The organism is Pseudomonas alvandae (assembly GCF_019141525.1).
GTDB lineage: Bacteria > Pseudomonadota > Gammaproteobacteria > Pseudomonadales > Pseudomonadaceae > Aquipseudomonas > Aquipseudomonas alvandae.
Map to the genome: position 1 here is coordinate 4,562,189 of NZ_CP077080.1, position 24,875 is coordinate 4,587,063.

The following is a 24,875-nucleotide window of genomic DNA, read 5'->3' on the forward strand; positions in this document are numbered from 1 at the left end:
TGGACCTGGAAAATAAGTGAGAATGCGGGCCACGGGCGGCCGGCAAATCGCGCCTATCATATCCAAGAATCGTGACTAGCTCACTAGCTTAAGGCCCAAGGCGCAAATGAAACGATCTGCTTTCTTTATCTCCGACGGCACCGGCATCACGGCCGAAACGCTAGGCCAAAGCCTGTTGGCACAGTTCGAAAACATTACCTTCGCCAAATTCATACGCCCGTACATCGACAGCGTCGACAAGGCGCGGGCCATGGTACAGCAAATCAATAAAGCCGCCGAAACCGACGGTTTCCGGCCGATCATCTTCGACACCATCGTCAATCAAGACATCCGTGAGATTCTTGCAACGTCGAATGGTTTCATGATCGACATTTTTTCCACGTTCCTGGCGCCCCTGGAGCAGGAGCTGAGCGAGCATTCTTCCTACTCGGTCGGCAAGTCCCACTCCATTGGCCACAACTCCAACTACATGGAGCGGATCGAGGCGGTCAACTTCGCGCTGGACAACGACGACGGCGCCCGCACGCATTATTACGACAAGGCCGACCTGATCCTAGTGGGTGTGTCGCGGTGTGGTAAGACGCCGACGTGCCTGTATATGGCGATGCAATTCGGCATCCGCGCGGCCAACTACCCGCTGACCGAAGACGACATGGAGCGCCTGCAACTGCCCAGCGCCCTGCGCGCCCACCAGCATAAGCTGTTCGGCCTGACCATCGACCCGGACCGCCTCACCGCGATCCGCAACGAGCGCAAGCCCAACAGCCGCTACTCAAGCTACGCCCAGTGCGAGTTCGAAGTGCGCGAAGTGGAAAACCTGTTCCGGCGGGAGAACATTCCCCACATCAACTCCACGCATTTTTCCGTGGAAGAGATTTCGGCGAAGATCCTGGTGGAGAAAGGGGTGGAGCGGCGGTTCAAATAAGGCAGCTATGAGCTGCAAGCTGCAAGCTGCAAGCTGCAAGCCAGAGTGGCCGCTGTTAGCTTGTAGCTTGTAGCTTGTAGCTTGTAGCTTGTAGCTTAAGGCTCTAGTCGCTTCACCAGCGCCTGCCCCACCTCCAGCGCCGACGCCGGGTTCTGGCCGGTGATCAACTCCCGGTCCATGACCACATGGGACGTCCACGGCGAGGTATTGCTGCTGTATTGGCCGCCCGCCTGCTCCAATGCAGTCTGCGGATAGAATTTCATGGCCCCACCACCCAGCAGCCCCTTGGCCAACTCCTCTTCCTGATTGCTGATTACCGTCATCTTGTAGCCCGCGTAGATCCAGCCGGACTGGGCCGAGGCCTGGCCCTTGGTGGCCAGCTGGCCGACGAAGCCGTTGGCATCGGGTAGCGTCGACAACAGGGCGATCGGCCCGTGGCAGACCAGTGCGGTGGTTTTGCCTTTCTCATGGAAGTGCGTCAAGACCCGGCCCAGCGGCGCGCTGGTGAGCAGGTCCTGCATCGGCGCGTGCCCACCAGGAACGTACAGCGCATCGAACCGATCCAGGCCCATTTGTTCGGCACGGGTCAGGCTGATCACCGGTGAGTCTTCGGGCGAGGTGATTTTCAGTCGGGCCAGCAACGCCTGGTAGCGCTCAAGCTCCGCCGCGTCGTTATTGAAATACATCTTGTCCACCGAGGAGCGGTCCAGGGTCGGCGCCTTGCCCTCGGGCGTGGCGAAGGTCACGTGGTGACCGGCATCCAGCAACAGCTTCACCGGTTGTAGCAGCTCGTTGAGGTAGAACCCTGTGGAAAAGACCTGGCCATTTTTCAGATCCAGATGATCGGCATCCGACAGAACCACGAGCACGTTGTCGGCATGGGCCGCGGCACTGATACCGGCCAGAACGACAGACGTTGCCAAGGCAGTGAGCTTTTTCATGATGACTCCGCTTCGATAAAAGTTGTGCTCACTGTATTGATGCGCCTGCCGGCGATAAACTGGCTTCCAGGAATATCACTTGGCCTCTGGAGGCAATAATGGCCCGTCGATTCGATCATCTGGCCGATGTGGAAGCCTTCGTCACCGTCGTGGAAAAAGGCACCCTCAGCGCTGGCGCTATCGCCCTCGGCACCACGCCTTCGGTGCTGAGCCGCGCCATCTCGCGCCTCGAAGCCCGGCTCGGGGTGCAGCTGTTGCGCCGCACCACCCGACGGCTGAACCTGACCGATGCGGGGACGTTGTACCTGGAACAGTCGCGCTCGGCCTTTGCCCTGATTGATGATGCCGAGCGACGAATCCAGGGCCAGGACGGCGTGTTGACAGGCCGCGTGCGCCTGAGCGTGCCAACCACTTATGGCCATTACCGCCTGCCGGCGCTGCTGTCGCGTTTCGCCCAGGCTTGCCCGCAGGTGCGGGTCGAGCTGAGCATCACCAACCGCAATGTGGACCTGGTGGCCGAAGGGTATGACCTGGCGATCCGCCTCGGGCCGCTGCCGGACAGTGGATTGGTCGGCCGCAAATTGGAAGACGCCCGCCTCTGCCTGGTGGCCGCGCCGCGCTACCTGGCGCGCGCCGGGACGCCCCTGCGCATCGATGAACTGGCCGCCCACGCCTGCCTGCCCTTTGTGATGCCCAGCAGCGGACGCATCGCGCCGTGGCTGTTTCGCGAAAACCAGGAAGATCGTGAATGGTTGCCGGCGGGCAATGTGCAAGTGTCCGATGACGTGCTGGGCATCGTATCCCTGGCCCAGGCCGGGATGGGGATCTGCCAGACCTATGATTTCATTGTCCGGGAGCGAATCGAGCGAGGGGAACTGGTGGAGTTGCTGGAGGACTTTGGCGGCCGCAGTCGAACGTTTTCCATCATCTACCCGCCCCATCGACAATTGCCGGCGGCGGCGCGGGCGTTGATTGATTTCATGGCGGAACAATAGGTGGTAAACGCCACCCCCTGTGTGTGCGAGCTTGCTCGCGATTGCGGAGTGTCAGTCAGCATCAATGTTGCTGATCCGCCGCTATCGCGAGCAAGCTCGCTCCCACATGGGGCCCGACGTGACTGCAAGATTTGTATTTCCCTACAGCCCTACTGGAAAATTTCCGTGCTGCCACAGCTTCAACAGTTAGTGAGCCGCTGCCGCCTGCTCTTCCATCTTCTTGCGCAAGCTCAACGGCCGCATGTCGGTCCAGACCTCTTCGATGTAGGCCAGGCATTCCTTCTTGAAGCCGCTCTTGCCGACGGTGCGCCAGCCCTCGGGAACGGCCTTGTAGTCCGGCCAGATCGAATACTGTTCTTCGTGGTTGACCACGACCTGGAAGAGGATGTCCTCGCGGTCGAATACTGAAGTCATGGTGTTTCTCCGTCGTTGCTCAAGGTTCGCCGCGCCACGGGCGCGGCCAAGGTATGAAAAGGGACGTACCGAGCCGGATGAAAATTAGGCGTCGGCGACGGCCGCTTCCAGGGCGCGCCGGAAAATCTCGGCGACCCGGTCGATTTCCGCCGCGGTAATGATCAACGGCGGCAGGAAACGCACCACGCCGCCCTGGCGGCCACCCAGCTCGAGGATCAATCCGCGCTTGAGGCATTCACGCTGCAACCGCGGCGCCAGGCGTGCATGCACCGGCGGATGCCCCAAGGCGTCCGGCTTGCCGGTCGGGTCCACCAGCTCGACGCCGAGCATCAGGCCGCGACCGCGAATGTCACCCAACTCCGCGAAATCCCGCTGCAGGATGTGCAAGTGCTCGCTCAAGCGCTCGCCCATGGCGGCGGCGTGGGCCGACACGTTGTGCTCCACCAGGTAGCGCATCACCGCAGAACCGGCGGCCATGGCCATCTGGTTGCCGCGGAAAGTCCCGGCATGGGCTCCCGGCAGCCAGGTATCGAGCCAATCGCGATAAACCACAACCGCCAACGGCAGGCTGCCACCGATGGCCTTGGACAGTACGACCACGTCCGGAATGATGCCGGCGTGCTCGAACGCGAACATCTTGCCGGTCCGGCCAAAGCCACTCTGGATTTCATCGACGATCAGCGCCACCCCGGCCTGCTCGGTGATCCGCCGCAGGCCGCGCAGCCAATCCAGATCGGCCGGTATGACACCGCCCTCGCCCTGCACCACTTCGACGATGACCGCTGCTGGCAATTGCACGCCGGCCTCCGGATCGTTCAGCAGGTTTTCCAGGTAATGCAGATTGGCCTTGATCCCCTCCGCGCCGCCCAGTCCGAACGGGCAGCGGTAATCATAGGGATACGGCATGAACTGCACGCCGTTGCTGAGCAACGCCCCCAAAGGCTTCTTCGGCCCCAGGCTGCCCATCAGGCTCAGCGCGCCCTGGCTCATCCCGTGATAACCGCCCTGGAACGACAACACCGTGCTACGCCCCGTTGCGGTGCGGACCAACTTGAGCGCGGCTTCCACCGCGTCCGTGCCGGTAGGGCCGCAGAACTGGATTTTCGCTTCAGCGGCGAGGGCCGCCGGCAACAGGCCGAACAGGTCCTGGACAAAGCGGTCCTTGACCGGCGTGGTCAGATCCAGGGTGTGCAGGGGCAGCTCATCGGCGAGCACTTGCTGGATCGCCTCGATCACCACCGGGTGGTTGTGCCCGAGCGCCAGCGTGCCGGCGCCGGCCAGGCAATCGATGAACGTGCGGCCCTCGACATCTTCTACGTACAGACCCTTGGCGCGCTTGAGGGCCAAGGGGATTCGTCGTGGATAGCTGCGGGCATTGGATTCCTGGCGACTCTGGCGGGCCAGCAAGGGTGATTCGTTGAATTGATAAAGCGTCTCGACCGGCGCAGGGCTGACCCGTGCTGGCGGTGCTTGGATAGGACTGGTGACTGGCATGTTCTCGACCCCGGGATGAATGACCAAAAGGCGCACCGGGCAGGTGCGCATTCCGAAGCGCACATGCAGGTTTCCTGTTGTGGAAACGCATCAGCGAGGCAAGGATTTACTGCCGGATAAAGACCGTGGCGAGGGAGCTTGCTCCCGCTGGGCTGCGCAGCAGCCCCTCAAGCCAGGACACGCGGACCGTCAGATGAATCAAGCCCACAGGTTTGAGCCCGCTGCGCGGTCCAGCGGGAGCAAGCTCCCTCGCCACAGGTTATCTACGGACCGGGCGATAGTTGCACCGGCACGGTCAGCTCGACACGCAACCCGTCCGGGCGGCTGTCGAACTGCAGGCCGCAGCCGCAACGCTGGACGATGGCCTGGACAATCGCCAGCCCGAGTCCGCAGCCGTTGCTCTGGCCATTGCGCCAGAAGCGCTGGGTCAGGTGCTGGATATCGTCGGCTGCGATGCCAGGACCGTGGTCGCGCACCTGGAACCGCACACGCTGGCCGATCATTTCCACGTTCAACTCGATCTCGGTGTCGTCCGGGGTATGGCGCACGGCGTTCTCCAGCAGGTTGCGCAGCGCGGCGATGGACAGCACGGCCGGCATCTGCACCGGCGCATCGGTCAGTTGAGGCGACAGCTGCAATTTGATCCGCTGGGGTGCGCCGCCGGTCGCGTCCTGGATGGCCAGCCGCGCAACCTGCTCGGCGTTGCATTGCACCCCGTCATCGAACGACAGGCTGCCCTCCACCCGGGCCAGCAGCAACAGTTGCTCCAGCGTGCGATGCAATCGGTCGGCGCCCTCTTCCGCCCGGGCCAGGGACTGGTCACGGGCGGCGCCCTCGGTCATGCGCGCCACCTGCAGGTGTGTCTTGATGGCGGTCAACGGGCTGCGCAGTTCATGGGCGGCATCGCCGGTCAGCCGTCGCTCGCGCTCGATGGTCTTGCCGATGCGCTGGAGCAACTGGTTCTGGGTCTCCAGCAAAGGCCGCAATTCGCTGGGCAATGGGTGAATCTGCAACGGCTCGAGGGAATCCGCGTTGCGCCGCGTCAGTGCATCGCGCATGCGGTTGAGCGGCGCCAAGCCCTGGCCGATGCCCAGCCACAGCAGGCACAGGCAACCGAGCAAGGCCACGCCGACCGGCACCGAGGCCGCCAGCAGCACCGACAGGTTCAACGCCTCGCGTTCGATCTGGCGGTCCGCGGTGGTAATGCGCAAGTCGCCTCGGGCCAGGGTAAAACTGCGCCATGGCGCGCCGTCGATCATCTGGTCGTGGAAACCCATTTTCTCGGCTTCCAGTGGCTGCCCCGGGGTGTCATGGCTACGCGCCAGAATCTCCCCGCGCAGCGAGCTGACCTGGCAGGCCATGCCACCTGGGACGCTCAATTGTTCCGCGCTGAAATGCGTGCCCTCCCCCTTGCTGGGTACCGGCGGCAACTGCTCCAGCAAGCCGGCGACCATCCGCGCCGAAGCCACCAGGCGCTGGTCGAGGGAAAACATCATCTGGTTGCGCAGGTCGCTGAGCATCCAGGCAGCGGCCAAGGCCCAGATCAGGGCAAAGGCCGCGCCGAGGGTCAGGCTCAGGCGCAGTCGCAGGCTGATCACTTGGCCGATTCCCCGCCATCGGCCGGCCCCAGGCGATAGCCCAGGCCGCGCACCGTCTCGACAATCCCGTTGCCCAACTTGCGCCGCAAATGGTGGATATGGACGTTCAAGGCGTTGCTTTCCAACTCGTCGTTGAAGCCATAGACGCTGTCCTTGAGTTGCTCGGTGGAGAGCACCCGGCCACGACTGTGCAGCAGCGCCTGCAACAGCGCCTGCTCGCGGCGGGACAGGTCCACCGGTTGGCCGTCCAAGGTGGTTTCCCGGCTGCTCGGGTCATAAGTCAGGCGACCATGCTCGATCAGGTTGACACTGCGCCCGGCCACGCGCCGCAGCAACGTGTGCAAGCGCGCCGCCAGTTCGCGCAGGTCGAAGGGCTTGAGCAAGTAGTCATCGGCCCCGGCCTGCAAGCCATCGACCCGGTCGGTCACCGAATCCCGCGCGGTAAGGATCAGCACAGGCATTTCCAGGCCTTGCTGGCGTAGCTGCTTGAGCAACTTGAGGCCATCTTCATCCGGCAGGCCCAGGTCCAACACCATGACGTCGAATGTCGCCACGCCGACCATCGCCCGCGCCGCCGATGCGGTGGCGACGTGCTCGACGGTCAGGCCTTGAGCCGTGAGCCCGGCAACGATGCCGCTGGCAATCAACTCATCGTCTTCGCAGACCAGTACGTGCATGGTGAGCCCCACGGAAAAAGGTAGATTAGGCGGGTGGCCGATTAAGCCGACATTATGCGACGAGTCGGGCAAATATGGGCGATCATTGGCGCCTGCCGGTATCGCCGGGTTAATCGACGGTTAATCGCCGGTCGCCACTGTGCCCTTCACTTGCTTCGTTAAGGCTTTGTCCATGCGTCGATTGTTTTTGCTGTGGCTGTTCCTGATCTCGGGCCTGGCCCAGGCCGCCAATCCCTTCGAAACCAAACCCGATTTCCTGCCGGTGGAGAAGGCATTCGTCTTCACTTCCGAACGCCTGGACTCCGGTGAAACCCAATTGTTCTGGCAGATCGCCGACGGGTATTACCTGTATCAGCAGCGGCTCAAGTTCGATGGCCTGGCCGACGCGCAAAAACCCAAGCTGCCCGAGGGCGAAGCACACAGCGACGAATTCTTCGGCGACCAGCAAGTGTATCGCCAGGCCCTGGAGCTGAAGATTCCCGCCGGGGCGACCGGCAAGATCAAGGTCGGCTTCCAGGGCTGCGCCGATGCGGGCCTGTGCTATCCGCCCCAGACCCAAGTCGTCGACCTGGGCGGCAACACACCGGTGGCAGCCACTGGCGAAGCGCAGGACCAGGCCCTGGCCAGCGGCTTGCAACAGCGTGCGCTGGGCTGGAGCCTGCTGGTGTTCTTCGGTTTGGGACTGTTGCTGGCGTTTACCCCCTGCTCGCTGCCAATGCTGCCGATCCTGGCGGGATTGGTGGTGGGCAGCGGCGCCGGCCCCCGGCGCGGCCTGGCATTGGCTGGCAGCTACGTGATCAGCATGGCCTTGGTCTATGCCGCCATGGGTGTGCTCGCGGCGCTGCTGGGCGCCAATCTCCAGGCAGTGCTGCAGCAACCTTGGTTGCTGGGGACTTTCGCGGCAGTGTTCGTGGTGTTGGCGCTGCCGATGTTCGGCTTTTTCGAATTGCAACTGCCCGCCGCCCTGCGTGATCGCTTGGAAAACGCCGGCCGCCAGCGCCGCGGTGGCAGCCTGGTGGGCGCTGGCATTCTCGGGGCGTTGTCCGGCCTGTTGGTCGGCCCCTGCATGACTGCCCCCTTGGCCGGCGCGCTGCTGTACATCGCCCAGAGCGGCAATGCGCTGCACGGCGGCCTGATCCTGTTCACCATGGGCATCGGCATGGGCTTGCCGCTGTTGCTGCTGGTGACCGTGGGCAATCGCTTCCTGCCCAAGCCCGGCGCCTGGATGAACCTGCTCAAAGGTGTGTTCGGCTTTCTGTTCCTGGGTACCGCGTTGCTGATGATCCGCCCGGTCATCGATGGCTCGCTGTGGATCGGCCTGTGGGGCGCGCTGCTGGTGATCGCCGCCTACTGCGCCTGGCGCCAGACCGAAGGGTTCGGCCGCGCTGCCTATCTGTGGGGCAGCGTATCGCTGCTGTTCGGCCTGTGGGGCAGCCTGTTGGTGATCGGGGCAGCGGGCGGCAGCGATGATCTGTTCAAGCCGCTGGAGGTCTACAGCGGTGCCCGCGCCACTGCGACCGCCGAGACCCGGGACGCATTCACCACGGTCAGCGAGCCCGCCGCCCTGCAACGCGAACTGGACGCCGCCAAGGCCAGGGGCCAGTGGGTCTTGCTGGACTACTACGCCGACTGGTGCGTGTCCTGCAAGATCATGGAAAAACAGGTATTCGGCCGCACAGCGGTGCTGGACGCCTTGAAAGGCGTGCGCCTGCTGCGCCTTGACGTCACCGCCGACACACCGGCCAGCCGCGAACTGCTCAGCCGCTATCAGGTACCGGGGCCACCCAGCCTGTTGTGGATCGGCACAGACGGTGAAGAACGTCGCAACCAGCGGATTACCGGCGAAGTCGACGCCAAGGGTTTCCTGGAGCGCTGGAACACGACGCGGAACGCGCCCTGATGTTGACGTTGACCTTGGGCACCTTTGCCATCGCCCTCAATCATCTGCTGTTGATCAGCGCATTGGCGTTGGCGACTTTCGTCGGCTGGCGAGTGGCAAGGCGCGGCGGCGAAAACCCCGAATCGGTGCTGTTCGGACTGTTCCTGCTGGGACTCCTGACCGCAAGGATCGGGTTTGTCGTCGCTTACTGGAAACATTATCGGGATGACCCGTGGCAGATCGTCGATCTGCGCGACGGCGGCTTCCTCGCCTGGCCGGGCATCATCGCGCTGCTGGTCGGCGCCCTGCTATGGGCACGGCGCCGTCCGGGCCTGCGTCGACCGTTGGCTTTCAGTGTCACCGGCGGCCTGCTGTTCTGGCTCGTGGGCACAATGTCGCTGACGATCTATGAACAAGGCACCCGCTTGCCGGAGATCGACCTGCGCACTGCCGACGGCGAAACCGTGAGCCTCATCGATTATCAGGGCGGCCCGCTGGTGATCAATCTCTGGGCCACCTGGTGCCCGCCCTGCCGACGTGAAATGCCGGTGCTGGAAGAAGCCCAGAAACAGCGTCCGGACCTGACGTTCCTGTTCGTCAACCAGGCCGAAAGCATGCAAAGCGTGAGCACCTATCTCGCCACGCAGGGCTTGAGCCTCACCAACGTGCTATTCGACGGCAGCGGTCGCCTTGGCCAGGCCGTCGGCTCGATGGCGCTGCCGACGACACTGTTCTACAGCGCCGACGGCCGCCTGCTCGGCAGTCACCTGGGCGAATTATCCGAAGCGAGCCTGGCCCGGGCACTGGAATACTTCGAAACGCCGGGTTCGACCACGGCGGCCCACCCCGCGACAAGGAAACTGCCATGCCCCGCCTCCACCACCTGCTGACACTGGCCTTCGCCGGCGCGCTGCTGCAAGCGCCGCTGCTCCAGGCCGAAGAACTGCCTGCGGCCATCCAGAAGATCGAAGCGAAGGGCGCGAAAATCGTCGGCACCTTCGAGGCGCCGAACGGCTTGCGCGGTTATGCCGCGCAATACCAGAACCGTGGCATGGCCCTGTACCTGACGCCGGATGGCAAGCATGTGTTGCTGGGCAACCTATATGACGCGGACGGCAAGGACCTGAGCGCCGAGCCGCTGCAAAAACTGGTCTATGCCCCGATGGCCAAGGCAATCTGGGCGAAGATGGAGGCCAGCAACTGGATCGCCGACGGCAACAAGGACGCCCCACGCACCGTATACCTGTTCAGCGATCCGAATTGCCCGTATTGCAACATGTTCTGGGAACAGGCCCGGCCCTGGGTCAAGGCCGGCAAGGTGCAGTTGCGCCACATCATGGTGGGCATCATCCGCGAAGACAGTCCGGGCAAATCGGCCGCGCTGCTCGCCGCCAAGGAGCCGGAGAAAGCCCTGGCGGACCATGAGAAGGCCGGCAAGGCCAGTCCGCTCAAGCCGCTCAAGGAAATACCGCCGGCCATCCAGGCAAAACTGGACGCCAACCAGGCGTTGATGGACGAGCTGGAGCTCTCCGCCACCCCGGCGATTTTCTACCTGGATGACAAAGGCGAGCTGCAACAACAGCAAGGCGCGCCGTCGCCGGACAAACTGGTGAAGATTCTCGGACCTAAATGATCCGGAACACTGAACTGTGGCGAGGGGATTTATCCCCGCTGGGTCGCGAAGCGGCCCCAACACTGTCGACTTGGTTTGTCAGCTTCACCGAGGTATCTGGTTTTGGGGCGGCTGCGCAGCCCAGCGGGGATAAATCCCCTCGCCACAAAGTCAGTGCATCCGTTTCAGGAATTTCAACAACGCCTCGGTGACAAACTGCGGATTCTCCAGGTTGGAAATATGCCCCGCCTGCGGAATCAGCACATGATCGCAGCCAATCAGCTCGGCCATTTCCAACGCCTCGGACGGTGGCCGAGGCTTGTCCTGGTCACCGCACATCACCAGCGTGCGCTTGGCATCCAATCCGGACAGGCGCGGCAGGATGTCATCCCGACCAAAAATGATCCGCCCCAACGGCACGATGCTGTCCTTCAGGCGCTCAGTCGGCAGCGCGGCCAAGGTGGCGCGGAACTGCTGGTAGAGCGCCGACTGCGGATCGATGCCCGGCCGGAAGAAGATCGGCACGATGATGTCCAGCAAAGGCTCGGGAATTGCGCCGCTGGCTTCGATCTTGTCGAACAGCGAAAAGTAATACAGCCGGGTCGGCTCCGGCTCGACGCCGACGTAGGTGTCCATCAACACCAGCGACTTCACGCGCTCGGGCGCGGCCAGCGCCAGCCGCGCGCCCCACATCCCGCCCACCGACAACCCGACCAGGTTGAAGCAGTCGATCTCCAGGTGATCCATCAACGCCAGCGTTTGACGGGACAGGTCGTCCAGCGAATTCATGCCCTCAGGCAAACGTCCTGACTGCCCATGGCCCCACAGCTCCGGGACGATGACTCGATAGTGCTCCGATAACGCATCAATCTGCGGCGCCCACATGCTCTGGTCCCACAGATAACTGCTGCCCAGCACCACCACCGGGCCATGGCCCTGGTCCAGGTAATGGAGCGGTTGTCCGTCAATCGTTGCAAAGGGCATCGGTGGCCTCCTTGTTTGGGAATGAAAAAACCTTGGGGAGACTGGGCCGCGAAGCGCCAGACGTCAACCTTGGGTCCCTGAGGTGCTGTCAATGGCCTCATCGCGAGCAAGCTCGCTCCCACAGGGAGTGATCGACACAAATCCCATGTGGGAGCGAGCTTGCTCGCGATGGGGCCGTTACACGCACCGCAAAACTAAAGCCCTTCCAACTCCGCCATCAAATCATTCAACCGATCCACCTTCTCCTCGGTGATTTCACTGGCCTCCAACCCACCGATGTATTCAGCCAATTCCCGCACGGTGCTGCACTCGAACATGGCCCTGAGCGGCACGTCCCGTTGCAAGGCTTTTTGCACGCGCGAGGCGATTTGTGTCGCCAGCAACGAGTGCCCGCCCAGTTCGAAGAAATTGTCTTGTACGCCCACCCGTTCGGCCTTCAACACCTCGGTCCAGATATCGGCCAGGGTTTGTTCAAGATCGCTGCTGGGCGCCTGGTAGTCCTGACTCTGCAGTTGACCGATTTCCAGCGCCGGCAGCGCCTTGCGATCGAGTTTGCCGTTGGCATTGAGGGGCAGGCGATCGAGCCACAGCCAGTGCAGCGGCACCATGTATTCCGGTAATTCGCTGCGCAGGCGCTGTTTGATTCGATCCAGGCGTTCGCTCGGGCTCAGCGTGGCGTCGGCGGCAACCAGATAGCCCACCAAGTGCTTGCCATTGACGCCTTCCTGCACACCGACGGCCGCGTCGCGGACTTCGGGCTGCTCGTGCAGCCGTGCTTCGATTTCCCCCAGTTCGATGCGGTAGCCACGAATCTTCACCTGATGGTCGATGCGCCCGACGTATTCCAGCACGCCATCGCTGCGGCGACGTGCCAGGTCGCCGGTGCGGTACAGCCGCTCGCCCGGTGCGCCGAACGGGTTGGGCACGAACACCGGCGCGGTACGCAGCGGATCGCCGACATAACCACGCCCCACCCCGGTGCCGGCGACGCACAGCTCGCCCACCGCGCCCACTGGCACCAGTTCCAAGGCGCCGTCGAGCAGGTACAAACGGTTATTGTCGGTCGGCGTACCGATGGGCAGGTAGGTGCCACGGGTCGAGGCCATGTCGACTCGAAAGAACGCCACGTCATCGGAACATTCGGCCGGGCCGTAGGCATTCACCAGGCCGATGTCCGGGTAACGCGCCAGCCACTGATGGGCGAGTTCCGGTGGCATCGCTTCGCCAGTGGGCAGCATCCAGCGCAAGCCATCCAGGCCGATGCGCTCCTGGGCAAGCATGCCCTGGATCAACGATGGCACACTCTCCAGCACGGTAATGCCCTGGCGTCCGACATGGTCCAGCAGACCTTGAGGGTCGTGGGCGATGGCATTGGGCACGATGTCCACCCGAGCCCCGAACAGCGGCGCAGCCAGGAACTGCCACACCGAAATATCGAAGCTCTGGGACGCGGTCTGGGCAATCACATCCGTTTCATCCAGCGCCAGGTACGGCACCTTGCTGAGCTGGTTGTTGAGCATGCCGCGCTGCTGGACCATCACACCTTTGGGCAACCCGGTGGAGCCAGAGGTGTAGATCACGTAGGCGAGGTTGTCCGGCCCGCTGTAAACGCCGGGATTGTCTACCGCCATATCACTGGCCTGGACGTCTTCCCAGACCAGCAGCTTCGGCCGCCCGGCACAGGCGAACGCTTCCAGCAAGGCCAGCGCCTGCTCGTGACAAGCCCGCGTGCACACCAGCAACGGCGTGCGGCTCAATTCGATGATGCGACTCAGGCGCTGGCTCGGCAGGCCCGGGTCCAGCGGCAGGTAACCGCCGCCGGCCTTGAAGCTGCCGATGATCATGCCGAGTAAATCCAGGTCGCGCTCAGCGAGCAGCGCCACTGGCTGGTCGAGACCGACGCCCGCCTCCACCAGCGCATGACCGAGGCGGTTGCTGCGCTCGTTCAACTCGGCGTAAGTCCAGGTGTCGTCCTGGCAACTGGCGGCAATACGTTGCGGATGAGCCGCCACCCGGGCCTCGAACAGCTCGACGTAACTCTGCTCCAGCGGATAGCTCCGCGCGCTCTGGTTGAAACCTTCGATGAGGAAATCCTTCTCTTCAGATCCGATCAGCGCCAACTCGGCCATATCACCGTGGAAACCTTCCATCAACGCCAGCAGCAATCGCTTGAACTCGCCCAGCAGCCCTTGGACCGTCGACTCATCGAAGTAACGCTGGTCGTAGGACAGGTGCAGCCCCAGGTCGTCGCCCGGATAACACACCGCCGTCAGCGGGAAGTTGGTGTGGGTGCGGCCTGAATCCGAGGTGGCATCGAGGCTCTGGGCGCGGTCCAGCACCGAAACCTCCACCGGCGCGTTCTCGAACACGAACAGGCTGTCGAACAACGGCTGGCCTTTGGGCAACTCGCTGACTTCCTGGATGCTCACCAGCGGCAGGTATTCGTACTCGCGCAGTTGCATGTTGCTGTCCAGCAAGCCGTTGAGCCATTGACGCACGCTGCAGCGCTGGTCATCCGCCGGGATGCGCACCCGCAAGGCAACGCTGTTGATGAACAGCCCCACCGTGCGCTGCATCTGCGGCAGCTCCACCGGACGCCCGGCCACGGTGACGCCGAACAATACGTCGCGATCACCGCTGATACGGCGCAGCACCAGGGCCCAGGCCGCCTGGGCGAAGGTATTGACGGTCAATTGATGGGCCTGGGCCAGCTCGCGCAGGCGCGCACCGTCCCGGGCGTCGAGGCGGGTGTAGCAATCGCCGACGACCATGCCGCCGCTGTCACCGGCGTGTTCGCGCAGGAACGGCCGGTCACCCGGGATCGGCGTGGTCCGCTCGAAGCCTTGCAGGTTCTGTTGCCACCACTGCCGGGCTTCGGCCAGGCCCTGGCGTTGCAGCCAGCCGATGTAGTCGCGATAGCGCGGCGGCACGGCCAGGCGAGGCTCGCGCTGTTCACCGAGGGCGGTGTAGATCTCGAAGAAATCATCCATCAGCAACGAACGGCACCACGCATCGATGAGGATGTGGTGGTTGCTCATCATGAACCAGTAGCGCGCCGCGCCGACCCGGATCAGGCGCAAGTGGAACGGGGCCTCGTTCAACAGATCGAAACCGGCCTCGCGCTCGCGCTTGAGCAGCGCCTGGAGCTTGGGTTCCTGGGCGTCCTCTGGCACGTGCGTCCAGTCGAGGTATTCCACGGGTGTGCGGCCGGGCTTGTGGATGACCTGCAGCATGTCTTCGCCGACGTTCCAGCAGAACGAGGCGCGCAACGCTTCGTGACGGGCAATCACCGCTTGCCAGGCCTGGGCGAAACGCTGGGGGTCGAGTTCGCTGTTGATGCGGTAGCGGTCCTGCATGTAATACAGGCCCGTGCCCGGCTCCAGCAACGTATGCAGCAGCATGCCTTCCTGCATCGGCGTCAGTGGGTAGACGTCTTCGATCTCCGTTGCCGGCACCGGCAGGTTGTCCAGCTGTGCCTGGGTCAGTTTCGCCAGCGGGAAGTCCGACGGCGTCAGGCCGCCCGCCTCGTCCGTGAGGCAATGTTCGATCAGGTGCTGCAATTCCTCGAGGTAGGCGTCGGCCAGCGCGGCGATGGCCTGGCGATCATGGCGCTCGGCGCTGAAGGTCCAGCGCAGCGCCAGTTCGCCGCCACTGACCTGGCAGTCGAGGCTCAGTTCGTTGGGCAGCGGTGCGTCAGGGTCATGGATCGCGCCAAGCGCTTCGTCCAGCGGGCGGAACAACGCCTCCTGGCCGAGGGCATGGTCGAGCTGGCCGAGGTAGTTGAAGGTGATCGTCGCTTGCGGCAGGCAGGCCATGGCCTCGCGGGTGCCGATGTCTGCGAGGTAACGCAGCACGCCATAGCCGAGGCCCTTGTGCGGCACCGCGCGCAGCTGTTCCTTGATGGCTTTGATCGAGTTGCCGATGTCAGCGGCCGACGGGCTCAGGCGCAGCGGATAGACGCTGGTGAACCAACCCACGGTGCGGGTCAGGTCGATGTCATCGAACAGCGCCTCGCGGCCATGTCCTTCGAGCTGGACCAGCACCGATTCATGCTGGCTCCAACGGCACAGCACGCGGGCCAGCGCGGTGAGCAACAGATCATTGACCTGGGTTCGATAGGCGCTGGGAGCTTGTTGCAGAAGTTGCCGGGTGCGCTCGGCGTCCAGGCGCAGGCTGACGATGTCGGCGCGCCGTTCCTGCCGCCCGCCGTCGGGACGGGCGCAAGGCAGCGTCACGTCCGGGCCACTCAACTGGCCTTGCCACCAGCTCAACTCTTCGCGCAGGGACTCACTGCCGGCGTAAGCCTGCAAACGCGCGGCCCAGTCACGGAACGGGCTGGTCTTGGCCGGCAACTGCAGCGTTTGTCTGTCGATGCATTGGCGGTAGGCCGTTTGCAGGTCGTCCATCAACACCCGCCACGACACACCGTCCACCACCAAGTGGTGAATCGCGATCAGCAGGCGCTGCCGACCGTCAGGCAACTCTGCCAACATGGCCCGCAGCAGCGGCCCGCTCGACAGCTCGAAGCCTCGCTGCGCCTGGGCAAACACGGCTTCGCAGGCTTGCGGCGAATCCACCGACACAGCCTCCAGCAGCGCCCCTTCGAACACTGGCTGATGCTCGGCGCGCCAGTGCCCGGCGCGGTTGCCGAAGCCCAGGCGCAAGGCGTCGTGCTGCTCGAACACCGCGCGCAACGCTTGGTCCAGGTAACCCGGCTCCAAGCGCAGGGTCGGCTCCAGCAACAGCGCCTGGTTCCAGTGATGACGGTTGGGTATTTCACTGGCGAAGAACCAATGCTGGATCGGCGTCAGCCCCGACTCGCCGCTCAACAATCCTTGCTCGGCGCTCACTTGTTCGCTGCGCGTGGCGACGGCCGCCAGGGCCTGCACGGTCTGGTGCTGGAACAAGTCCCGCGGCGTGAAATGCAGGCCCTGTTGCCGGGCTCGGCTGACGACCTGGATCGACAGGATCGAATCGCCGCCCAGCTCGAAGAAGTTGTCGTTGAGGCCGACCTGCCTGACGTTCAAAACGTCGCACCAGATCGTCGCCAACGCTTGCTCCAAGGCACTGCTCGGGGCCACGTACTGTTGGCGATTGAGTTCGGGATCGGGCATCGGCAAGGCGCGGCGGTCGAGCTTGCCGTTGGCGGTCAGCGGCATGCTCGGCAACAGGATCAAGTGCGCGGGCACCATGTAGTCCGGCAGTTGCGCCTTGAGGTGATGCTTCAGCGCTTCGCGCAGCGCCGCTTGCCCGGCGGCATCCTCTTCGGCGATGTCGCTGACCAGGTAACCGGCCAACTGCTTGCCACCCGGCATATCCAAGGCCAAGACCACGGCCTCGCGCACGGCGTCGTGTTCCAGCAGGCGGGTTTCGATTTCCCCCAGTTCGATACGGAAACCGCGAATCTTCACCTGATGGTCGATCCGCCCCAAATACTCCACCTGACCGTCGCCGCGCTGGCGCACCAGGTCCCCGGTGCGGTACAGCCGTCCGCCGTCAGCGCTGAACGGATCGGCGACGAAGCGCTCGGCGGTCATGCCCGGACGCTGGTGATAACCCTGGGCCAACCCGGCGCCGCCGACATACAGCTCACCCGTCGCGCCTTGGGGCACCAAGGCCAGGTCGGCGTCGAGAATATAAGCGACGCGAGCGCCGATCACGTTGCCGATCGGTACGCTGCCGGCGCCCTCTTCCAGTTGCTCCGGGGCGAGGCTCGCCAGGGGCATGACCACGGTTTCGGTCGGGCCATAGGCGTTGAAGAACAGGTTCGGGCTGAACGCGGCGCGGATGCGCTGCAGATGTTCGCCGGTCAGGGCTTCGCCACCGGTGATGCACATGCGCACCGGCAGCGTCTGGCCCTGGGTTGCCAGCCATTGCGCCAATTGGCTGCCATAGCTGGGGGTGAAACCGAGGATGTTGATGCGGTGCTGGCGGATCAGGCCGCAGATTTCTTCGGCATCCCACTGGCCCTGGGCGCGCAGCACCACGTGGGCGCCACTGAGCAACGGCACCAGCAAGCGCTCGGTGGCGGCGTCGAAATTGATCGAATAGAAATGCAGCTCGCAGTCATCGGGACGCATGCCGAAGCGTTGGATTACCGCCTGGCAATGCATGGCGATCTCACCGTGGGACACCACCACCCCCTTGGGTTTGCCGGTGGAGCCGGAGGTGTAGATCAGATAGGCCTGGTGCTGCGGCAGGTTGATCAGCAACGGCGACTGGTCGGGATAATCCACCAGGGCCGGACGGTCGTCTTCCAGGCACCAGCGCTGCACGCCTTCCGGCAGTTCGCCGAGGGCCTGGAACATGGCCCGATCGCTGAGCAGCAAGCCGACGCCGCTGTCCTCGATCATGTAGAGCAAGCGGTCCAGCGGGTATTCCGGATCCAGCGGCACGTAGGCGCCACCCGCCTTGAGGATCGCCAGCAGGCCGACGACCATGTCCAGCGAGCGCTCCAGAGCCAGCCCTACCCGGACCTGCGGCCCGACGCCACGTTCGCGCAACATCCAGGCCAGGCGATTGGCCCTGCGTTCGAGTTCGGCATAGGTCAGGGTCTGCCCGGCGAACGTCAGCGCCGGCGCGTCCGGGCGCAGCCGGGCCTGTGCTTCGAACAATGAATGGATGCATTGATCGAGGCGATGCTCGCCCGGCTCTTCGCCGAGGCTGTCGAGCAACTGCTGCTGTTCGCTGGCGTCCAGCAACGGCAGCTCGCTTAGCCGCCGAGCCGGATCCACCAGCAGCGCTTCCAACAGGTTGCGCCAATGCCCGGCCATGCGGGCGATGCGCGGTTCGTCGAACAGGTCGGTGCTGTAGGTCAGGCAGCAGCCCAGGCGTTGGTCCAGGTCAGTGACTTCCAGGTTGAGGTCGAACTTGGTCGCCCGCGCATCGTTGACCAGATAATCGACGCTCATACCGGCCAGCGTGCGGCTCTGCTGGAACTCCCAGCGCTGCACGTTGCACATCACTTGGAAGAGCGGGTTGTACGCCGCACTGCGCGGCGGTTGCAGGGCTTCGACCAAATGATCGAAAGGCAGGTCCTGGTGGGACTGCCCCTCGATGACCGTGTGGCGCACCTGCTCGAACAACTCGCCCACCGACATCTGCCCGTCGAGTTGGCAACGCAGCACTTGGGTATTGAGGAACGCGCCGATCAGCCCTTCGCTTTCCGGACGGATGCGATTGGCCACCGGCGCGCCGATGCGCAGGTCGACCTGGCCGCTGTAGCGATAGAGCAGCACGGCCAGGGCGGCGGTCATGGTCATGAACAGGGTCAAGCCATGCTCGGCGTTGAACGCTCGGACCCGTGCGGCCAAGTCATCGCTGAGGTCGAAACGGAACAGTTCGCCGCGATAACTTTGCACCGGCGGACGCGGGCGGTCCGCCGGCAATTCCAGCAAGGGATGTTCGCGGCCCAGTTGCGCGGTCCAGTAATCGAGCTGGCGCTGGCGCTCGCCGGACTCCAGCCATTGGCGCTGCCAGGCGCTGTAGTCGAGGTATTGCACCGGCAACGGCTCCAGCGGTGACTCGCGGTCATCGATGAAGGCTTCGTACAGCGCACTGAGCTCGCGGGCGAAAATGTCCATCGCCCAACCTTCGGTGACGATGTGGTGCAGCGTCAGCACCAGGTAATGTTCGCGCTCGGCGGTCTTGACCAGGCAGGCCCGCAGCAGCGGCCCGGTTTCCAGATCGAAGGGTTCGTGGGCCTCGCTGTCCGCCAGTTGTTGCACGCGTTGTTGGCGAAGGTCGGCATCGAGCATGGAAAAATCTTTCCAGCCCATGCGCAGGCCCGTCTCGTCGTGTACCTGTTGGCGAGGCACGCCGTCGGTGCTCGGGAACGTGGTGCGCAGGGTTTCATGGCGCAGGATCAAGGCCTGCAACGCCGCTTCGAAGCGCCCGACATCCAGCACTCCGCGCAACCGGGCCATGCCGCCGACGTTATAGGCCGGGCTGTCCGGCTCCATTTGCCAGAGGAACCACATGCGCTGCTGGGAATAGGACAGCGGCACCGGTTGGCTGCGGTCGACTTTCTCGATCGGCGGCTGGCGGTTGGTCCGACCGCTGGCCTGGATCAGCCGCACCTGCTCGGCGAAGGTGCCCAGCTCGCTGGCTTCGAACAGCGTACGCAACGGCAGCTCGACGTCGCAGGCCTGGCGCGTGCGGGAAATGATCTGGGTCGCCAGCAACGAATGGCCGCCCAGGGCAAAAAAATCATCCCGCAGGCCGATGCGGGCAAGGCCGAGCACGTCGCGCCAGATTCCGGCGATCTGCTGTTCGAGGGCGGTGGCCGGCTCGACGTGTTCGCGCACCTGCCATTGCGGCTCCGGCAAGGCGCGACGGTCGAGCTTGCCGCTCGGGCTCAAGGGCATGGCGTCCAGGCGCAACAATTGCGCGGGCACCATGTAGTCAGGCAGCTCGCTGGCGAGGGCGTTTTTCAAGCGAGCGGCTTGGTCGGCCGCCTCTTCATCGGGCGTTGCTGCGGTGTAATAGCCGATCAACTGCGGACCGGCCGCCGTGTCGCGCACCAGCACCGCCGCCTGGGCGACGCCGTCCTGGGCCAGCAAGCGCGCCTCGATTTCCTGTGGTTCGACACGGAAACCGCGCAACTTGACCTGTTGATCGAGGCGGCCGAGGTATTCGATCACGCCGTCGGCATCCCAGCGCGCCAGGTCGCCAGTGCGGTACAGGCGTGCGCCAGCCGATCCTTGGGGATCGGCGATAAAACGTTCAGCCGTCAGCGCGGGACGCCCGAGGTAACCCCGGGCCAGGCCCAGGCCACCGATGCACAGCTCACCCGGCACGCCGACGGGCACGGGATTGAGTTCGTTGTCGAGGATGCGGCACAGCACGTTAGCCAAGGGACGACCGATGGGCGAGCGCTCGCCATCGCCTGCGGTGCAATGCCAATGGGTGACGTTGATGGCGGTTTCGGTCGGGCCGTAGCGATTGTGCAACTGCGCCGTCGGCAGTTGCGCGAGCACTCGGTTGCGCAACTCGGCCGGCAAGGCTTCGCCGCCGGAGAAAATCTGCCGCAGGCTCGTGCAACGGGCACTCAAGGGCTCGTCGATAAACAGGCTGAGCAGCGGCGGGACGAAGTGCAGCGTGGTCACGCCGAACTGCTCCACCAGTTGCGCAATGCGGTGCGGGTCGCGGTGTTCGCCCGGGCCCGCCAGGACCAATTGGCTGCCGGTGATCAGCGGCCAGAAGCATTCCCAGACCGACACGTCGAAACTGATCGGCGCCTTTTGCATCAACACGTCGGTCTCATCCAGCCCATAGGCGGCCTGCATCCATTGCAGGCGCTCGGCCAGGGCCGCGTGAGTATTGCCGACACCCTTGGGTTGGCCGGTCGAGCCGGAGGTGTAGATCACGTAGGCCAGATGATCGCCGTGCAGGTGCAGCCCCGGCGGATTGCTCGGCCATTGCTCCAGGTGCAGCGCGTCCATGGCGATGACGCTGACGCCCTCGCAGGCCGGCAAGCGTTCGAGCAGTGCGGTTTGGGTCAGGAGCAGATCGACACCGCTGTCGTGGAGCATGTAGGCCAGACGTTCGCTCGGGTAATCGACATCCAGCGGCACGTAGGCGCCGCCGGCCTTGATGATCGCCAGCACGCCGATAAGCAACTGCGGCGAGCGTTCGGCGGCAATCGCCACGCACACGTCCGGGCCGACACCTTTGTCGCGAAGATAATGGGCCAGCCGATTGGCCTGGGCGTGCAGCTCGGCGTAGTCCAGCGAACCACCGTCCCACTGCAATGCAGTGCGTTGCGGAGTGCGGCGGACCTGTTCGTTGAGCAGCTCCGGGAGCCATTGCATGGCGGGCTCGCAGGGTGCCGCCGCCCAACGCTGCTGCTGGGCGAGTTCTTCGACGCTCAGCAGAGGCAGGTCGCCGAGGGCCTGTCGTGGATCAGCGCAGACCGCCCGCAGCAAGCTGCAAAAATGCTCGGCCAGGCGTGCGATGGTCGCCGCCTCGAACAGCTCGTCCGCGTAGTCGAACGACAGTGTCAGCCGGCCGTTACGGTCTTCTTCGCTGTGCAATTGCAGGTCGAACTTGGCTTCGCGGCTGTGCCACGGCAATTCATCGGCCAACAACCCCGGCAGACGGCGCAACGCGCCAAGGTCGCGCTGCTGGTGGTTGAACATCACTTGGAACAGGCCTTGTTCGCGAGCCTGGGGGAAAGCTTCCAACAGTTGCTCGAAGGGCAGGTCCTGATGAGCCTGGGCGCCGAGCGTCGCCTCCCGGGCCTGGGCCAACAGCGCGGCGAAGGGCCGGCGCGAATCGGTTTGCGCGCGCAGCACCTGGGTGTTGATGAAGAAGCCGATCAGCCCTTGGGTTTCCAGGCGCGGGCGGTTGGCGTTGGGCACGCCGATGCGCAGGTCGGATTGGCCGGTGTAGCGCTGCAGCAAGGCCTGGAACGCCGCCAGCAACAGCATGAATACCGTGGCGTCGTGCGCCTGGGCGACCTGGCGCAGGGCATCACCGAGCGTCTTGTCCAGGCGCAGGCTATGGCGCGCGGCGCTGCGATGCCGCTGGGCACTGCGCGGATGGTCGGTGCTCAGCGCCAGGGTCGGGTGCTCGTCGCCCAACTGCTCTTTCCAGTAGCGCAGTTGGCGCTCGGCTTCGCCCTGGGCGAGCCATTGTCGCTGCCAACTGCCGTAGTCGGCGTATTGCAGGGGCAGCGGTGCCAGTTCGGCGGTGCGTCCTTGGGACGCGGCGGCATATAGCCGCGAGAACTCGTCGATCAAGACGTTCATCGACCAGCCATCGGCGATGATGTGATGCATCGTCACCAGCAACTGATGATCGTCTTCAGCCAGGCGCAACAAGGTGACCCACAGCAGCGGTCCCTTTTCCAGATCGAACTGAGTGGCCGCTTCGTCTTCGCGGATCTGCCGCGCCCGGGCTTCGCGCTCGTAGGCAGGCATGTCGCTGAGGTCGATCACCTGAAGATTGAACTCACCGGCTGGATCAATCTGTTGCAGGGCCACGCCATCGCGCTCCAGAAAGCGCGTGCGCAAGGATTCGTGGCGCTCGATCAATTGCTGAAAGCTCTGGCGCAGCGCTTGTTCGTCCAGCTCGCCACGCAGGCGCAGGGCGCCGGGGATGTTGTAGGCGCGGCTAGCAAGGTCCAGTTGCCAGGTCAGCCACAAACGGTTCTGGGCCAGGGACTGCGGCAGGGCTTCATCGCGGGCCAACGAATTGATAACGCCCTGGGGCTGGCCGCCGTCTTGTTGCAGATTCGCCACCGCCGTCGCGAAAGCGCCCAGGGTCGGCGCTTCGAAGAGCAGGCGCAGGCTGAGCTCCACGCCCAGCACTTCACGCAACCGCGCAATCACTTGGGTGGCAGTGATGGAGTTACCGCCCAGCAGGAAGAAATGGTCGTCGCTGCGCACTCGATCAACCTGCAACTGCTCGCACCAGAGTTGGCCGATCAGGTCTTGCAGCTCGGATGACGGCGCGAACTCGTCGACAGTCCCAGCCTTTGCCGAGGGAAACAATGCATAGCTGTCGAGGCTGCCGTCCGCCAATCGCGCGCGGCACGCCGAACGTTGCAGTTTGCCGCTGGACGTCTTCGGCAGCGCCCCCGGGTTGAGCAGCACCACCACGCTCGGCGCTTGCTGGCAGGCCTCGGCCACGGCCTGGCGAATCGCGTTGATCAAGGCTTCGGGAGACAGGATCTTCTGCACGCTGCGGCTGATCTCGGCGGCGATGCCGATGCCTTCCTCACCCGCCTCGTTGACGGCGAAGGCGGCGACGCGGCCTTTGCGCACCACCTCCACTTCCCGCTCGATGGTCTGCTCGATGTCCTGTGGATAAAGGTTGTGCCCGCGCACGATCAGCATGTCCTTCAAGCGTCCGGTGATGAACAGTTCGCCTTCGCGGACAAAACCCAGGTCACCGGTGCGCAGCCACGTGCGGCCGTCATGCTCGACGAAGGTCTTGGCGCTGGCCTCGGGGTTGCGCCAGTAACCGTGGGCGATGCTCGGCCCGGCGGCCCAGACTTCGCCGACCTGATTGTCGGCCAACGGTTGCAAGGCGTTGGGCTCCACGATCAGCACCGCATGGCCCGGCTGGCTTACACCGCAGCTCATCACCGCGCTGCCCTGCCCCGGTTCGGCACGGTTCTGCGTCAAGGCCGCGTCGTCCATGCGCATTGAGGGAATGCCCTGGCCACGTGGCGTGCCGGCGACGAACAACGTCGCCTCAGCGAGCCCGTATGAGGCCATGAAACTGTCAGCCGTGAAGCCGCATGCCGCGAACTTCTCGGCGAAGCGCTCCAGGCTGTCGAGGCGGATCGGCTCGGAGCCGGAATAAGCGACGCGCCAGCCGCTCAGGTCGAGACGGCCCAGGGCAGACTCACTGACCCGTTCGCTGCACAGGCGATAGGCGAAGTCCGGGCCGCCGCTGATGGTGCCGCCGTATTCGCTGATCGCTTCGAGCCAGCGCAACGGCCGGGCGAGGAAATAGGCCGGTGACATCAGCACGCAAGGCACGCCGCTGAAGATCGGCTGCAGCAACCCGCCGATCAGCCCCATGTCGTGATACAGCGGCAGCCAGCTGACGATGACATCGTCAGGATTCACATCAATGCCGAAACCATGACGAATCAACAGCTCATTGGCGACGAGGTTGCCGTGGCTGACCTGCACGCCCTTTGGCAATGCAGTGGAGCCGGAGGTGTATTGCAGGAAAGCGATGTCATTGTCTTGCAGGTCCGGCGCCTGCCATTGCTCGGCGCGGGCCGGATCGAGCGTATCGACGCACAGCACTGGCGGCGCCGATTCGATGGCCTGCAAGGTGTCCCGCAAGTCAGCGGTGGTCAGCAACAACCGGGGTTCGGCGTCGGCGATGATCGACAGCAAGCGCTCCTGATGATGCCGACGGGTGGACTCCGGCGGATAGGCCGGTACAGCGATCACACCGGCGTACAGGCAGCCGAAGAACGCCGCGACGTAATCCGGGCCGCTGGGGAACAGCAGCACCGCTCGATCGCCGATTTTCGCTTCGCCCTGCAACGCCGCCGCGATCGTCCGGGCGCGCCGGTCCAGGTCGCAATAACTCAGTACCACGCCCTGCTGCGGACTGTCGGCAAGGAAGCGCAAGGCGACCCGATCCGGAGTCAACGCGGCGCGGCGCTGGAGGGCATGGGCCAGGGTGCTGGGGAGTTCGAACGCGTCGGTCATGGGGGGTTCCTGCCTGAAATTCGGCTTGCAAGTAGTCACCCATGGGGACGGATAACACCGCCAGATAATTAGTCGCTGCTCCCAGGCAACGCGCGCGCAGCGGCGCTCAGGCCCGTAGCACCCCGTGACAACGAGTCGCAGCGCTCAGTCTGGACTTCCTTTCATCAATAATTCT

12 protein-coding genes are annotated in these 24,875 nt (G+C 64.2%); 5 read left to right on the forward strand and 7 right to left on the reverse strand.

What is annotated here, in order from left to right; all coding sequences use genetic code 11:
• The first annotated feature begins 106 nt into the window (after nt 1-106).
• A complete protein-coding gene (ppsR, locus tag KSS97_RS20120; protein WP_003199510.1) occupies nt 107-925 on the forward strand; it encodes a posphoenolpyruvate synthetase regulatory kinase/phosphorylase PpsR in 819 nt (272 codons plus the stop codon).
• Between the two features lie 95 nt (nt 926-1,020).
• Here ppsR and KSS97_RS20125 read toward each other — a convergent pair whose 3' ends face one another.
• On the reverse strand, nt 1,021-1,866 hold the full coding sequence (locus KSS97_RS20125) for a type 1 glutamine amidotransferase domain-containing protein (RefSeq protein ID WP_217859996.1): 846 nt from the start codon (nt 1,864-1,866) through the stop codon (nt 1,021-1,023).
• A gap of 98 nt (nt 1,867-1,964) precedes the next feature.
• Here KSS97_RS20125 and KSS97_RS20130 point away from each other — a divergent pair, with 98 nt between their 5' ends.
• Nucleotides 1,965-2,861 carry a LysR family transcriptional regulator gene (locus tag KSS97_RS20130; protein ID WP_217859997.1) on the forward strand — a complete coding sequence of 299 codons (897 nt, stop codon included), beginning with the start codon at nt 1,965-1,967 and terminating at the stop codon, nt 2,859-2,861.
• A gap of 186 nt (nt 2,862-3,047) precedes the next feature.
• On the opposite strand, the gene KSS97_RS20135 is transcribed toward KSS97_RS20130, so the two are convergent.
• The 4 genes from KSS97_RS20135 to KSS97_RS20150 form a co-directional block, all read right to left on the reverse strand.
• Nucleotides 3,048-3,275 carry an MbtH family protein gene (locus KSS97_RS20135; protein ID WP_030141931.1) on the reverse strand — a complete coding sequence of 76 codons (228 nt, stop codon included), beginning with the start codon at nt 3,273-3,275 and terminating at the stop codon, nt 3,048-3,050.
• A gap of 84 nt (nt 3,276-3,359) precedes the next feature.
• On the reverse strand, nt 3,360-4,769 hold the full coding sequence (locus KSS97_RS20140) for an aspartate aminotransferase family protein (RefSeq protein ID WP_217862072.1): 1,410 nt from the start codon (nt 4,767-4,769) through the stop codon (nt 3,360-3,362).
• Nucleotides 4,770-5,032: 263 nt separating this feature from the next.
• Nucleotides 5,033-6,367, reverse strand: coding sequence for a sensor histidine kinase (locus tag KSS97_RS20145; protein ID WP_217859998.1), 1,335 nt, complete (start codon nt 6,365-6,367; stop codon nt 5,033-5,035).
• Nucleotides 6,364-7,044, reverse strand: coding sequence for a response regulator (locus tag KSS97_RS20150; protein ID WP_217859999.1), 681 nt, complete (start codon nt 7,042-7,044; stop codon nt 6,364-6,366). The genes KSS97_RS20145 and KSS97_RS20150 overlap by 4 nt, the downstream gene beginning before the upstream one ends.
• Nucleotides 7,045-7,216: 172 nt before the next feature.
• On the opposite strand from KSS97_RS20150, the gene dsbD reads away from it, so the two are divergent.
• From dsbD to dsbG, 3 genes are read left to right on the forward strand one after another with little or no spacing between them, the layout of a single operon-like run.
• On the forward strand, nt 7,217-8,944 hold the full coding sequence (gene dsbD, locus KSS97_RS20155; RefSeq protein ID WP_217860000.1) for a protein-disulfide reductase DsbD: 1,728 nt from the start codon (nt 7,217-7,219) through the stop codon (nt 8,942-8,944).
• Complete coding sequence (locus tag KSS97_RS20160; RefSeq protein WP_217860001.1) at nt 8,944-9,813, forward strand: TlpA disulfide reductase family protein; 870 nt, start codon at nt 8,944-8,946, stop codon at nt 9,811-9,813. The genes dsbD and KSS97_RS20160 overlap by 1 nt, the downstream gene beginning before the upstream one ends.
• On the forward strand, nt 9,789-10,556 hold the full coding sequence (gene dsbG, locus KSS97_RS20165; protein ID WP_217860002.1) for a thiol:disulfide interchange protein DsbG: 768 nt from the start codon (nt 9,789-9,791) through the stop codon (nt 10,554-10,556). Before KSS97_RS20160 ends, dsbG begins: the two co-directional genes overlap by 25 nt.
• A 150-nt stretch (nt 10,557-10,706) precedes the next feature.
• Here dsbG and KSS97_RS20170 read toward each other — a convergent pair whose 3' ends face one another.
• A complete protein-coding gene (locus KSS97_RS20170; protein ID WP_217860003.1) occupies nt 10,707-11,519 on the reverse strand; it encodes an alpha/beta fold hydrolase in 813 nt (270 codons plus the stop codon).
• Between the two features lie 194 nt (nt 11,520-11,713).
• A complete protein-coding gene (locus KSS97_RS20175) occupies nt 11,714-24,700 on the reverse strand; it encodes a non-ribosomal peptide synthetase (RefSeq protein WP_217860004.1) in 12,987 nt (4,328 codons plus the stop codon).
• Between the last annotated feature and the right edge of the window lie 175 nt (nt 24,701-24,875).